13 protein-coding genes are annotated in these 13,547 nt (G+C 54.5%); 6 read left to right on the plus strand and 7 right to left on the minus strand.

Annotated features, from left to right (window positions below):
• Positions 1-14: 14 nt before the first annotated feature.
• A complete protein-coding gene (locus BUB22_RS02820; protein WP_073113840.1) occupies positions 15-2,642 on the minus strand; it encodes a U32 family peptidase in 2,628 nt (875 codons plus the stop codon).
• Positions 2,643-2,674: 32 nt separating this feature from the next.
• Between BUB22_RS02820 and BUB22_RS02825 the strand changes: the two genes are divergently transcribed.
• Both BUB22_RS02825 and BUB22_RS02835 read left to right on the plus strand, forming a co-directional pair.
• Positions 2,675-3,109, plus strand: a complete 435-nt coding sequence (locus BUB22_RS02825) for a dUTP diphosphatase (RefSeq protein WP_073113841.1) — start codon at positions 2,675-2,677, stop codon at positions 3,107-3,109.
• Positions 3,110-3,574: 465 nt separating this feature from the next.
• A complete protein-coding gene (locus BUB22_RS02835; RefSeq protein ID WP_072812061.1) occupies positions 3,575-3,940 on the plus strand; it encodes a helix-turn-helix domain-containing protein in 366 nt (121 codons plus the stop codon).
• A 231-nt stretch (positions 3,941-4,171) separates the two neighbouring features.
• Here the strand turns inward: BUB22_RS02835 and BUB22_RS02840 are convergent, their stop codons facing one another.
• Positions 4,172-4,543: an LEPR-XLL domain-containing protein gene (locus BUB22_RS02840; protein WP_073113842.1), complete on the minus strand. Its 372-nt coding sequence runs from the start codon at positions 4,541-4,543 to the stop codon at positions 4,172-4,174.
• Positions 4,544-4,810: 267 nt separating this feature from the next.
• Complete coding sequence (locus BUB22_RS16020; RefSeq protein WP_175547220.1) at positions 4,811-5,890, minus strand: FISUMP domain-containing protein; 1,080 nt, start codon at positions 5,888-5,890, stop codon at positions 4,811-4,813.
• 359 nt (positions 5,891-6,249) lie between these two features.
• Here BUB22_RS16020 and BUB22_RS02855 point away from each other — a divergent pair, with 359 nt between their 5' ends.
• Positions 6,250-7,233: a diaminopimelate dehydrogenase gene (locus BUB22_RS02855; RefSeq protein WP_073113845.1), complete on the plus strand. Its 984-nt coding sequence runs from the start codon at positions 6,250-6,252 to the stop codon at positions 7,231-7,233.
• A 498-nt stretch (positions 7,234-7,731) separates the two neighbouring features.
• Here BUB22_RS02855 and BUB22_RS02860 read toward each other — a convergent pair whose 3' ends face one another.
• Positions 7,732-9,117, minus strand: coding sequence for a TrpB-like pyridoxal phosphate-dependent enzyme (locus BUB22_RS02860; protein ID WP_073113846.1), 1,386 nt, complete (start codon positions 9,115-9,117; stop codon positions 7,732-7,734).
• Positions 9,118-9,248: 131 nt separating this feature from the next.
• On the opposite strand from BUB22_RS02860, the gene BUB22_RS02865 reads away from it, so the two are divergent.
• The gene (locus BUB22_RS02865) at positions 9,249-9,440 is read left to right on the plus strand and encodes a hypothetical protein (RefSeq protein WP_072812072.1); all 192 of its coding nucleotides are present in this window, start codon (positions 9,249-9,251) and stop codon (positions 9,438-9,440) included.
• Between the two features lie 98 nt (positions 9,441-9,538).
• On the plus strand, positions 9,539-10,459 hold the full coding sequence (locus BUB22_RS02870) for an NAD-dependent epimerase/dehydratase family protein (RefSeq protein ID WP_073113847.1): 921 nt from the start codon (positions 9,539-9,541) through the stop codon (positions 10,457-10,459).
• 1 nt (position 10,460) lies between these two features.
• Here the strand turns inward: BUB22_RS02870 and BUB22_RS02875 are convergent, their stop codons facing one another.
• From BUB22_RS02875 to nspC, 3 genes are all read right to left on the minus strand, one after another.
• Positions 10,461-11,024, minus strand: coding sequence for a manganese efflux pump MntP (locus tag BUB22_RS02875; RefSeq protein WP_073113848.1), 564 nt, complete (start codon positions 11,022-11,024; stop codon positions 10,461-10,463).
• Entirely contained in the window at positions 11,012-11,425 is a 414-nt protein-coding gene (gene tsaE / locus BUB22_RS02880) for a tRNA (adenosine(37)-N6)-threonylcarbamoyltransferase complex ATPase subunit type 1 TsaE (RefSeq protein WP_073113849.1), read from the minus strand. Before tsaE ends, BUB22_RS02875 begins: the two co-directional genes overlap by 13 nt.
• Positions 11,426-11,545: 120 nt before the next feature.
• Positions 11,546-12,673, minus strand: a complete 1,128-nt coding sequence (gene nspC, locus BUB22_RS02885; protein ID WP_073113850.1) for a carboxynorspermidine decarboxylase — start codon at positions 12,671-12,673, stop codon at positions 11,546-11,548.
• 107 nt (positions 12,674-12,780) lie between these two features.
• Between nspC and BUB22_RS02890 the strand changes: the two genes are divergently transcribed.
• Entirely contained in the window at positions 12,781-13,542 is a 762-nt protein-coding gene (locus tag BUB22_RS02890) for a hypothetical protein (RefSeq protein ID WP_143151968.1), read from the plus strand.
• The last annotated feature ends 5 nt before the right edge of the window (positions 13,543-13,547 follow it).

Consider the following 13,547-nt stretch of genomic DNA (forward strand, 5'->3'; position numbering starts at 1 on the left):
GCATTTTGCCGGCGTCAATTTTTCTTGCGGTCTTTCCAGACGCTTTCGTTGAAGAGCTGGCCTTCGCTCAGGCCGTATTTCTCCTCGACGCCCGCCATGCGGATGGCTTCCTCGATGGAAATCTTCCCGCGGATGGCCTGCGTGTAGATGAGCGCCTTCTTGTGCACTGTTGCTGCGTCTTCCTGGAGCATTTCGAGGCGGAAATGGTTCACTCCGGCGGCGCGCAAGTCCGGCAATAATTTCAGGGCCGATTGTGGCTTGCCAACGAATAGCGTGTTGCGACATTCGGCATCGGATTGCAAGAAGTGACGTTCGCCCTTGTGGTCGAGGATTTCGACCTTGTGCTGGGTGCAAATCTTGCCGCATTCGGGGAACCGCCTGCCGGTAGTGAGCGCTCGGGCAAACGCGCAGTATTCGGAATGGAAGGCGGGCATGTACTGGTGGAGCGTGAGTTCCATGCGGCTCCCGTCAATATCGCCCAGCAGGTCGAAAAGTTGAGTGGAGTTCAGGTCCCACGAGGGGTGGAGCGTTTGCAGCCCTTGTGACAGGAGCCAGTCGTAGCTCAGGCAGTTCGCGGCGTTCAGGCTGTAGTCGCCCGCGAGCGGAATGCCGCTTTCCTTGAGGATGGAAAGTGCACCGAGGTTACGGACCAGCGCAAAGTCGGGGCAGAGCCGCAGGATGTTCTTGAGGTAGTGGCTTTCGCCCGGCTTGTGGATGCGGAGCGTGGCCATACCTGCCCTGAAACCGAGTTCGCGGATTTGTTCCAGAGGCTCGTCGTATTTTACGCCCCAGTCGAAATCCATGACAACGTTGTCTATGTCGAGTCCTTCGAGCGCAGGGATTTGTTCGGGGCTGCGGACGAGCACCGAAATGACCGGTCGAGCGGCAGTGGGCGCAACTTTCGTGCCAAACTTCACGCTGTTGAGCAGCGCTCGGCCCGCATTGGCGCTCGGGTTCAGCTCGTGCCATTCGCAGCGCGCGTTGTCAAGCGCTTCTATCGCCTTCTGGCGGAGCGTGCGGAGCATCTTTCCGGCGATAAACGCGTTTGGCGCGACGCTGACTGAGATATTGTCGAGCCTGTAGGCGGTCGATCCGAGAGCCGAAAGTTCCTTCTGTGCGAGGTCGCGCAGTTTGTTACCCGCATCGCATTTACCCGCATCGTTTTTGCCCGCGACTGCACCGCTGTTCCGGGCTTCTTCGATGGGAGTGTCGTCCTGCGCCGTCACGGAATGCCCGCTGTAGTCCTGCACGGTAAGCGACAGGGGCGTGCCAATGCAACCTTCCAGCAGCATCTTCACGGGAATGCGCTTCGCCTGCTCGCGGTCGGTAAACGTCTTGCGCAGTTCCTTTTCCAGCGCGGGGGAGTCGTTCCTGTACACCTTCATCCCGCGGGCGACCTGCCGCGTGTCGAAATCGCGCCCGAATTCCATTTTCAGGAGTTGCGGGCCGCACCCGCGTGTAGATGGCTTGCCCTTGTGCTCGTGCACGACTTGCGAGGCGTAGAGTCTCGCACCGGCGCTTTGCGCGAATCTCGGTTCCTCGAACAGGATTCCGTCACCCGGCCGCGGCATCATACCTGCGACAAGGCCATCGGCGCATCCCTTGTCCTGTTTTGTCATCCCCGCGCAGGCGGGGATCTCCAAACATTCATCCAGTTCCACCACGACACACCCGCGTTCCACGCGCACGACCGTCCCGAGGTACATCCCGTGATGGTTGCTGAACGTGCCGTCCACGAGTTCCTGGTGGTTGTCTCCGTCGAGCCAGCCCGTGCGAAGCCCACGGCTGAACAGCACTTCGAGCGGTTCCCTGTCGCTTGCCTCGAGCGGTGTACGGTCCAGTGCCTTGCGGTAGGCGCGCGCGACCGCCGCCACGTATTCCGGGCTCTTGAGGCGGCCTTCCACCTTGAGCGAGTTCACGCCAATTTCTTCAAGTTCGCCGAGTCGCGGGAGGGCGCACAGGTCGTGCGGGCTGAACAGGTATTGCGCATCCGTATCGCGGTATTCCTTGCCGTCCACAAATATGCGGTAGGGAAGCCTGCAACTCTGGGCGCATTGCCCTCGGTTTGCGCTGCGGCCGCCGAAATTTTCACTGGTGAGGCACTGCCCCGAATAGCTCACGCAGAGCGCGCCGTGTATGAACACCTCGAGTTCGAGCGGGGTCGCTTCCTTGATGCGGGCGATTTCCTTGAGCGAAAGTTCGCGGGCGAGCACGGCGCGGTTGAACCCCAGTTTTGCCGCCAAGTTCACGCTTTCGGCGCTCGCGAGCGTCATCTGCGTGCTCGCGTGAATTTCTTGCGTGGGCGCGATGGCGCGTATCAGGCGCGCAAGCCCGATATCCTGGATAATGAAGGCGTCCGGTTCCAGCGAAATCACCTTCGCGAGGAATTCCGGCAGTTCCCGCAGTTCGCGCTCGAATACCAGCACGTTCATCGCGAGGAACGTGCGCACGCCGCGCACCCTCGCATACCGGATCATCTCGCCGACGTCTTCGAGCGAAAAGTCCTCGGTGCGCCCGCGCGCATTCCAGTGCGGAACCCCGAAATAAACGGCATCGGCGCCGTTAGCGACGGCGGCCTCGAGCATCTCGCGCGTACCTACGGGCAAGAGAAGTTCCGGAGATGGCCTCGTACTCGAATTCATATAGTTAAAGATAAAAATTGTATATTTGAATCATGGCCTCACAGACGATTAAAATTCAATATCTCGACGATTCTATCACGCGCCTCACGTATGTGGGCGGCAAGTCCGACTGGATTGACCTTGCGGCGGCGGAGACCGTGACGCTCAAGGCGGGGGAGTTCCGCTTGATTCACCTGGGGGTCGCGATGAAGTTGCCCGAGGGCTACGAGGCGCATATCGCCCCGCGCAGTTCCACGTTCAAGAACTTCGGCATTCTGCAGGCGAATTCCGTGGGCGTGGTGGATTCCAGCTACTGCGGTGCGAACGACTGGTGGAAAATGCCGGTGTACGCCACCCGTGACGTGACCATCGAGAAGGGGAGCCGCATCGCTCAGTTCCGCATCATGGAGCAGCAACCGACGCTCACCTTCGAGGAAGGCCCGCTTGACGGCACCGACCGCGGCGGCTTCGGCAGCACGGGAATCTAGAAGGATTGCGTCTAAATCTCGTATTTCTGTTTTCTTTCTGCTATTTTTGTATATTATCACCTGACAGGCACCGGTAGCGGATTTCCGCTTACAAGCCACGTTCGACAATAAAGTCGGCTTTTTGATTATATCCCCAATGAAAATTGGGATTTTCATATATCAAAAGCCGGCTTTTTTTGTTTGTTAATGTTCAACTCTATTGACGGATAATCAAAAATTGATTATATTCAACTATGTACAATGTAACCATAACCAAAAAGGCGGAACGTTCGGCAAAAACGATGCCTAGAGCGGTGCAGAACAAGCTGAAGGCTCTACTGCAATCACTAAAGGCTTCGGGACCTATACAACCACTTTTCTGGCATTACTCAAAACTAGGCGATAACAGGTATCATTGTCACATCGCCTTGAATTGGGTTGCTTGCTGGACATGCGAAAATGGGTCGATAAATATTGAGGTATACTATGTTGGCAGTCGTGAAAAAGCCCCGTATTGAAATCCGCGCGAAGCACATCCCTGCTCCGCTTGTCAGGTTTTTGAAGGACACCTACAAACCTGAAAACGTGGCGGTCTGCAAAAACGAGGATTCGATTCCCTTCGAGGAGTCTGACTGGTTCAAGAACCTGGATTCCACCCCCGGCGAAATGATTGTCGCGAACCGCGATTTGCGCAACTGGTCGCAGGTCACTCTCGCCGAGAAACTTGGAATTCAGGTCCAGAACCTCTGCGCCATGGAAAACGGACGCAGGGCGGTATCCCGAAAGATGGCGGTAAAGCTCGGCGAAATCTTCGGAACGGATCCCGCAGCCTTCTTTGATTTTAGTAAGTAAAGGGGAAGCCTTCCCTATGATGGATTTTTGCTAGGAATTCATCCATCCTTTGATGAATTTTTCGGCATCTGCGGCTTTTGCTCCGTTTTTGATTTCGGAGATGGCTTTGGAGAGTTCGGCGTATATGACATGAGAACTCCATAGACAAATGTCTGCGAACAAATATACTTTAATTGCTATGTCAGATTATGACAAAATCGGGCGTTTTCAGTGTGTTTGGTCACGGGGTGGTCAAGGAAACGGGTGCCCTTCCTGGACAAAAGACAATTCGGACACCCCAGAAGGAAGATCACCTATATTATTATTAAGGGCCGATACCAAGTCTTCTATCTTTACTGATTCAACAACCGATACAAAAGATTCAAGGTAGCTACTATAGATACCCTCAATCTTCGTTTTAATAGTATCACCGGCGTTCGAAATCAGCTCCGAAGCGGAGTCCAGTTTAGAATCGAGGCCGAGGCTCGATAAATCCAAATTGGAAATCGAACTGATGCTGTTGTCGACAACCGTAGAAATGCTTTCTATCTGGTTGCCGAATTCCTCCAGATTGACATCCGCATCCATCATCAGGCGCGGTTCAAGCGATTCAGTAGCGTGCAAGTGAGTGTCGCGACAAAACGCTTGCGTTTTGGCATGACCGAACGCAGCCGTAGACGCCTTTAGGCGTCCATCTTGTAGTTGTTACGAGTGTTTTTCTTCTTGTTGACCTTTTTGACGCCGATGGCGTCCGCGGCGTCACTCGGTCATATAATCAAACAAGTTTGATTATGCGACACTCGTTTAGCACGCTTTTGGACATACGAACCCCAATGGGCTGTTCAAGACAGCCCTGTTTATTTTGTTAAAATTGTTTGTTTGGATTAACGGTTATTCAACCATCACACAGCGAACAGAGAAACCATCTAATTTTGTATAATTAAAGGTATTTGCATCTATCGTTGTGGCTGTACTACTTGTTGATGCGGCTCCAGGATAGCTAGCATTATTTTTTTCGACCTCGATTGGATAATACCAAAAGCAAGCATCATTCAAAAGATTAAACCCACCCTCACTACGAGAGTATCTATCTCCAGCACCAACAAGGCTATAGCCTGTCGTGTTATACCCTCCAAAGCCAAAGGTTGAACGGAGTCCTTCTATTCCATGAGTATTTCCATCACTATGCAAAATGATGTAAAAATCATTATACGTCAGCAAGCGCCATCCGTCAGGGCAGATTCCCTGGTGGTTCGGCTTGATCTGGTCAGCGCAGCTCTTGGTGTTGCATTCGCTGGGCAGTTGCATCATTTCGGCCCACTGGTATAGGCCGCCGAACTCGTCGCACTTGGTGGTATCGTTGTTATAGCAATAGCGCTCTATCTTGGTGTCGTCATTCTGGTCCTGGTCGCCAGACACATCGGCACCGACATTCAGGTTTTCCGCCATCACGGTCACAGAAGCCACATTGTCCGCAGTATCTCTTCCCATTATCGTTATGTAGTAATAGCTGCGACCATTGCGAGAATCCGTAAATGTTTTATAACCACCATCCAGTTTTTGCCAGCCAAGGGTCTTCGAGTGGTCAAACGGCACATACTCACTGCTGCTCGACACCGACGAGGAACTCGATTTCGCGCTCGATGAAGACTTCACCGAACTGCTACTCGACAGATCCTCGACCGGAGCCGAGGATGACGAACGCACGGAACTGCTCGAAGCGACGCTGGATGACGAACGCACCGAGCTGCTTGACTTCGGTGCAACGCTGGAAGAAGACGACTTCGCATTGACACTCGAAGATGACTTCGCGCTGGACGAAGAGTTCGACTTTACAGAACTGCTGCTGGCATCGTCGCAGTCCTCGCAGACGCTCGACGAGGAATCTTCCCCGGGCCGCACGAAACTGCTCTCGTCGTCATCACAGGCGGCAAGCGCAAGCGTCAATGCAAGAGCAAACACAAGACGCACAGATCCTCGCCTGCACGAGGATGACTGCAGAAATGCGGTTACCACATGACCAAATGGCGCTTTTCTAATGATAGACATACTCTTCGTTCCTTCTATCCCCAAAAATAGTAAAAATTTTGAACAAATTCCTCCGAGTCTGCATTCCGGGGGTTGCCGCACCCGCTCGAGAGGGGGGCGAAAGACTCGCCCTGGACCCTATCGCTGCGCTCCAGGGTGACAGAAGGGCGAGGTTGCAGCCAGGGGGAGGTGTCCCCCTTTACTCCCTATAATTTTTACATGAAATTCACTTCCTTCTTCCGACTTCCAACTTCCGACTTTCCTATATTTTCTACGCAAAAATTTTTAACAAGGATATTGTTATGGCAAAGATTGCTATTCTCGGTTACGGAAACCTGGGTCGCGGTGTGGAATGCGCCGTGAAGCAGGCTCCGGATATGGAACTCGTCGCCGTTTTCACGCGTCGTGACCCCTCTACGGTCAAGATCCAGACGGCGGGCGTTCCGGTGCTGAACGTCTCTGAAATGGAAGCCTGGAAAGGCAAGGTGGACCTGCTCATCATCTGTGGCGGCTCCGCTACGGATCTGCCGGTGCTCACCCCGAAGTACGCCGCCATGTTCAACGTAATCGATTCCTTCGACACGCACGCCAAGATCCCGCAGCATTTCGCCGCTGTTGACGCTGCCGCCAAGTCTGCCGGCAACATCGCGATGATTTCTGTGGGTTGGGACCCGGGCATGTTCAGCCTGAACCGCGTGTACGCCCAGTCTATTCTCCCGGAAGGCAAGGACTACACGTTCTGGGGCAAGGGTGTTAGCCAGGGCCACAGCGACGCTGTCCGCCGCATCAAGGGCGTGAAGAACGCAAAGCAGTACACCTGCCCGGTGGAAGCGGCTCTCGAAGCCGTGCGTAGCGGTTCCATGCCGGAACTCACCACGCGCCAGAAGCACACGCGTCTCGTTTACGTGGTTGCCGAAGAAGGTGCCGACAAGGCCTACATCGAGAACGCCATCAAGACGATGCCGAACTACTTCGATGAATACGACACCACGGTCAACTTCATCAGCGAAGAAGAATTCAACAAGAACCACAGCGGCCTTGCTCATGGTGGTTTCGTGATTCGTACCGGCAAGACCGGCATGAACAAGGAACACACCCACGTGATTGAATACAGCCTCAAACTCGATTCCAACCCGGAATTCACGACGAGCGTCCTCGTGGCTTACGCCCGCGCGGCTCTGCGTATGAAGGCTAACGGAGTGACCGGTTGCAAGACCGTTCTCGACGTGCCGCCTGCATACCTCAGCACCCTGAGCGACGACGACCTGAGAGCGCACTGCTTGTAATGCGACGAAGTGTCATCCTGAGCTAAACGAAACTTAGAACTTTAGTTCTCTAGTTGAGTTATGCCCTTTGGGTAGAAGGCGCAATGCGCCGAAGTCGATATACGAAACTTGGCAACTTGTTGCCTTAGTTGAGTTAGGTTCGAAGGAGCAGGATCTAGAAAATGTCCCGCCATCGGCGGGCTTTTTCATTTGAAAATCACTAAAAAATGTGTTTTGAACGGACTAAATGCGTGGGTGTGCGAATTTAGTCTGTAAAATATTACTTTGTATGTGGTATTTTTGGCTTGTTTTGAGTGAAAAATGTTAAAAAAGAGGCTATTAGACGCTTTTAAACGTAAATTTATGTCATTTTTAGGTTAATTTGTGTGTAAAATTACGGATTAAACGATGCAAGTGGGTGATTTAGTCTGTTCAATTGCAAAAAAAGACCCCGGATTCGAATCCGGGGCCTTTTAAGTTCTAGGAGATCCCCGCCTTCGCGGGGATGACAAATGGGTACTAGCCTTCTACCTTCGGAAGCTGGGCGAGGCTCTTCGCGATGTCTTCATCCGTCGGGATGTAGTCGCTCATTTCGCCGTCGTTGAACTTCTGGTAGGCCACCATGTCGAAGTAACCCGTGCCGGTGAGGCCGAACACGATGTTCTTCGCCTCTCCGGATTCCTTGCACTTGAGGGCTTCGTCGATGGTCGCGCGGATGGCGTGGCTGGATTCCGGAGCCGGGAGGATGCCTTCGGTCTGGGCGAAGAGCTTGGCGGCTTCGAACACCTTGGTCTGTTCCACGGACGCAGCGCGGATGAGCTTCTGGTCGTAGAGTTCAGAGAGGATAGTGCTCATGCCGTGGTAGCGCAGGCCGCCGGCGTGGTTCGCAGACGGGATAAAGCTGGAACCCAGCGTGTACATCTTGGCGAGCGGGCAGACCTTGCCGGTATCGCAGAAGTCGTAGGCGTACTTGCCGCGGGTAAAGCTCGGGCAGCTTGCCGGTTCGATGGCAAGAATGTCGTAGTCGGCTTCGCCACGGAGCTTTTCGCCGACGAACGGGCTGATAAGGCCACCGAGGTTGGAACCACCGCCGGCGCAACCGATGATGAGGTCGGCCTTCACGCCGAGCTTGTCGAGGGCGGCCTTCGTTTCGAGACCGATGACGGACTGGTGCAGCAACACCTGGTTCAGCACGGAACCGAGAACGTAGCGGTAACCCGGCTGCTTCACGGCGGCTTCCACGGCTTCGGAAATAGCGCAGCCGAGGCTACCCGTGGTGCCCGGGAATTCTGCGTTAATCTTCTTGCCGATTTCGGTGGTCATGGAAGGCGACGGGGTAACGCTAGCACCGTAGGTGCGCATGACTTCGCGGCGGAACGGTTTCTGCTCGTAGGAGACCTTCACCATGTAGACCTGGCAGTCCAGTCCGAAGAAGGCGGTGGACATCGAAAGGGCGGTGCCCCACTGGCCAGCACCCGTTTCGGTGGTCACGCCCTTGAGGCCCTGCTTCTTGGCGTAGTATGCCTGCGCGATGGCGGAGTTCAGCTTGTGGGAGCCCGAGGTGTTGTTGCCTTCGAACTTGTAGTAGATGTGCGCCGGAGTGCCGAGCGCCTGTTCCAGGAAGTAGGCGCGGACGAGCGGGGAGGGGCGGTACATCTTGTAGAAAGTGAGAATATCTTCGGGAATTTCGAAGTAGGCGGTATCGTTGTCGAGTTCCTGCTTGATGAGCTCGTCGCAGAACACGGGCTGCAGGTCTTCGAAGGTCACCGGCTTGCCGGTACCGGGGTTCAGGAGCGGCGCGGGCTTCTTCTTCATGTCGGCACGCACGTTGTACCATGCCTTCGGGAGTTCGTTTTCGTCGAGGTAAGTCTTGACCGGACCATCAAGCTTGAGCGAATTTCTCATACTAATTCCTTTTTTTGAATTTTTAACGCACCAAATATACCTTAAAAAAAGAATAGTTGACAAATCAAAAAAATAAATTATCTTGAATAGACGCCCCTCTTATCCATTTTCGCTTTTCACAGGTACGATTTATGGCAATTGACAGCAGACTTTTGACAGGACAGTGCTCCTCGCTGGAGGAGAACAGGTTGGACCACACGCTTTCGGCAACGGCGAAGGTTATGCCGTTACATCCGGGCGATAAGCGCCCGAGCGTCCACCGCACTCCGTGTAAGTCAGTCCGCAGGGGCAAGTCGGGCGAAACTGCCCGCACAACTACGTGACTTTTTCACTTATTGTATAGTTCCTTTCTATAAAATCATACTATTTTTAGGGGAGTTCGTGCGGGTTGAACGTACGGGTTTAAATAGTGAGGTTTTCTATGCGTGTTTTCGTTACCGGCGGAACAGGTTTTATCGGTCACTACGTTGTAAAGGCGCTTCTTGAACGGGGGCACGATGTCGTTATCGCGACCCGCCACCCGAACAAGGTGCCTTCGCTTGCGGCAAAACCCAACGTGAGCTTTGTCGAGGCCTCGCTTACCGATTTCGACAAGATGGGCGAAGGCCTCAAGGGCTGTGACGCCTGCATCCACATTGCGCTTGGCTGGGGCGAAACCCCGAGCACCATGCTCATGAACGACACGCGCGCGACTGTAATGCTTTTGGAAATGGCGGCAAAGGCCGGTTGCAAGAAGTTCATCCAGACGAGCAGCACCGCCGCGATGGGCCGCATGCGCCCGGTGATGCGCGAAGTTACGAGCAACCTTCCGATGGACCTGTACGGTGCCACCAAGGCGGCGGGCGAGGCCTACGTGCTCGGTTTCCGCCAGGGCTACGGCAAGAACTTCCCGCATGTCACCATGCAGAGGAACATCATCCGCCCGGGCTACACCTTCGGTAACCCCGCTTTCCCCGACGGCTGTTCCCAGCCCGATCGCCGCTTCTTCGACATGGCCCGCGCCGTAAAGGATGACCGCGATATCGAGATTGTCAAGAACGACGGCACGCAGTTCATCCACGCGAGCCAGCAGGCAGAACTCTACATGAAGGTCCTCGAGAGCGACAAGAACGAGGAAATCTTCCTCGGCCTGGGCGAGGTCTGGATAAGCTGGAAGGAAATCGCAGAGATGATGATTTCCCTGAAGCCCGGCTGCAAGTCGAAGATTGTGGAGAAGGACCTCGGCTGGGGCGACGACCCGATGCTCTTTGACGTGAGCAAGATTAAGGACCAGTTTGGCCTTGCCTTCGATGCGCACGATTTTATGATGGACCACGTGAAGTGGACCTACGAGCAGGCGTAAGCTAGAACAGCATCTTCACGCCGATGGCGATTAGAATAATCCCCGCGATAATCTCGGGGATTTTCGTTTTGAAGCGCTTGGCGGCGTGCCTGCCTATCTCGTACCCGATGACGCCCATGGCAAAGCTTGCCAGTGCGATTGCGGATGTGGCAAGCGCCATGTTCGCATTTATGAACGCGAAGGAAATCCCTACGGCAAAGGCGTCGATGCTTGTCGCCACCGAAAGGAGCAATATGTTTGCGATGGTGAGGTTCTTTGCGGCAATTTTTTCGCCTTCTTCTTCGCCGCTGTCCCCGCGGATTGCGCCCCATATCATGCGGCCACCCAGAATGCAGAGGATGGTGCAGGCGATGGGCGTGCCTACGGAACTGAACCAGCGTTCGGCGAAGCTCCCGAGAAAGTACCCGAGGAGAGTCATGACGCCCTGGAATACGCCGAAACTCACGGCCTGGAGCATCGCACGGCTATAGCGGATGCCCGACTTGGAAAGCCCGGTGGCAATGGCGACGGCGAAGCAGTCCATGGCCTCGACGATGGCGATAACTATGATTTCTACGATTCCCATTTTTCGACGGTCACTTCGCGGACGTTTTCCGAGACAATCTCGATGTTAATCTTATACGTGACATCTGCGGTCTGGTCCTCGAGCCTTTCGGGCCATTCGATAAGCGTGATTCCCCTGGAAAGGTAGTCGTGGTCGAATCCGACCTCGTACAGTTCCGCACCCGGTTCCAGGCGGTAAAGGTCGAAGTGGAAGAGTGGCGGGTCGTTCGGGTATTCGTGCAGAATGGTGTAGGTGGGGGAGCAGACCGAGCCTTCGAACCCGAGGCCCTTGCATATCCCGCGGCTCATCACCGTCTTGCCCGCGCCGAGGTTCCCGTACAGCGCGACCATGTCACCCGGCTTGAGCGACTTCCCGAATTCCACAGCCCAGTTGTACGTCTCTTCTTCGCTGTTAAAAATCATTACATCCTTCCCGCAACAAACATCTCGCAACCCGCAATAAACATCTCGTAACCCGCAACACTAATAACCAATAACTAATGACTAATGACTAATGACTAATGACTAATGACTAATGACCAACTACAACTTGTCTTTAAACTGTTCGTACGTGAACTTGTGCAGCAGGTGGAACTTGCCATCCATGTCGAACTTGCCGATGCTCGGGTGCCTTACCCCGTTGAAGAATGTAGTCTTCACCATGGTGTAGTGAATCATGTCCTCGAAGATAATCTTGTCGCCCACCTGGAGAGGCTTGTCGAAGGAGAAATCCCCGAGCTGGTCGCCCGCAAGGCACGAACATCCTGTTAACTTGTATGTAAACGCCTTCTCGCCGGGCATCCCGGAGCCCGTAACGGCGGGCCTGTAGGGCATTTCGAGGCAGTCCGGCATGTGCGCGCTGATGGACACGTTCAGGATGGCGATATCGACTTCGTTGTGCACGATATCCTCGACCGTCGTCACCAGTTCGCCGGTCTGCCAGCCGACCGCTTCCCCCGGTTCCATGATAACCTCGACTCCAGGATGGCGTTCCATGAACCCCTTGAGGATGCGCACGAGGTCGTCCCTGTGGTAATCCTTGCGGGTAATGTGGTGGCCGCCGCCGAAGTTCACCCACTTCATGCGGTCGATGTATTTGCCGAAGTGCTTCTCGAAAGCGGCGAGCACGCCTTCGAGCGCGTCGGCGTCCTGCTCGCACAGGGCATGGAAGTGCAGCCCCTCGATCCCGTCCAGCAGTTCGGGCTTGAATTCGGCTTCGGTCACCCCGAGTCTCGAGTGCTTGCCGCACGGGTTGTAGATATCGGTCTCGACTGTGGAAAATTCCGGGTTTACGCGTATGCCCGCGCTGACGCCCGCCTTGAGGGTCTTTTCCTTGAACCGCGCCCACTGGCTAAAACTGTTGAAACTGATGTGGTCGGCAAGCGAGAGAATCTCGTCGATTTCGTCGTCGGAATACACCGGCGCGAACACGTGCACCTGCTTGTTCATTTCCTCGCGGGCGAGGCGCGCCTCGTTCAGGCTCGAGGCCGTGGCTCCGGCAAGGTACTTCCCGATGAGGGGGAATGACCGCCAGAAACTGTACCCCTTGAGGGCGCAGATGATGTGGACTCCGGTCTTTTTCTGGATATCGTCCAGAATTTCCATGTTTTTTACGAGTCTTTTTTCGTCCAGGACGAAGCAGGGGCTGGGTACTTGGGTGTAATCGAGCATGCCACAAATATAAAATTGTTGCCTTATTTTGTGTAGTATGCTTTTTTATGCCGTTTTTTTGTGATTTTGGTGGTCATTTTTCCAAACCTTTAACTAAATTTAAAGCGATGATTTTGTCTATACATAAGTGCTTTTTCGCAGCGTTCGTATCCCTTGCTTTTGCCGGGGTGTCTTTTGCTCAACAACCTGTCGATTCTGTCGTCGCATCCCGTGGGGCGCAGGCGACCCTCGACGAAATGATTCAGCACAAGCTGGATTCCTTGAACTCCGCTAACCAGTCCAGCGCCCCGAAGGCCAATACCGATAGCCTTGCGAAGGCGAAGGCCGACAGCGTGCGCAAGATGATCCAGGCGGGCAAGTATGTCCAGCGTGCCAAGTACGACAAGAGTAACTTCGACCACTGGAAGGTCGATACGCTTTTCCAGAAGAAGGTCAAGGACCAGGTCAACGGCGTGTGGCGTACTCCTATCGTTGCCCACGGCCATGCCTTCCGCGATGCCGAACTCCAGTTCAACATGAACGATACGCTTACGGGTGCCACACGCACCTATGCGTCCGCCGACCGCTACCAGAAGACGGGTGACTACGCCTACAAGGCCCGTTACCGCTTCGACAACGATTCTTCCATGGTGACCCGCGAAGTCTTCCGCGACCGTCAGGTCATCCGCTGGGACTACGTGACCTTCAAGATTGCGGGCGATACGCTCAAGCACAACCTGAAAAAGCTCGAGTTCCGCGACCTGAACGACAACTGGCTCAACGCTCTCCAGGGCTTCGAGAACGTTCCTCCCGAGAACTACATTCGCGACCAGAAGGAAACCGAAAAGCTCAAGAAGCAGGACCAGGCTAGCGCCAAATCCAAGAAATAAGGACC

Source organism: Fibrobacter sp. UWCM (genome assembly GCF_900129735.1).
Taxonomy (GTDB): Bacteria; Fibrobacterota; Fibrobacteria; order Fibrobacterales; family Fibrobacteraceae; genus Fibrobacter.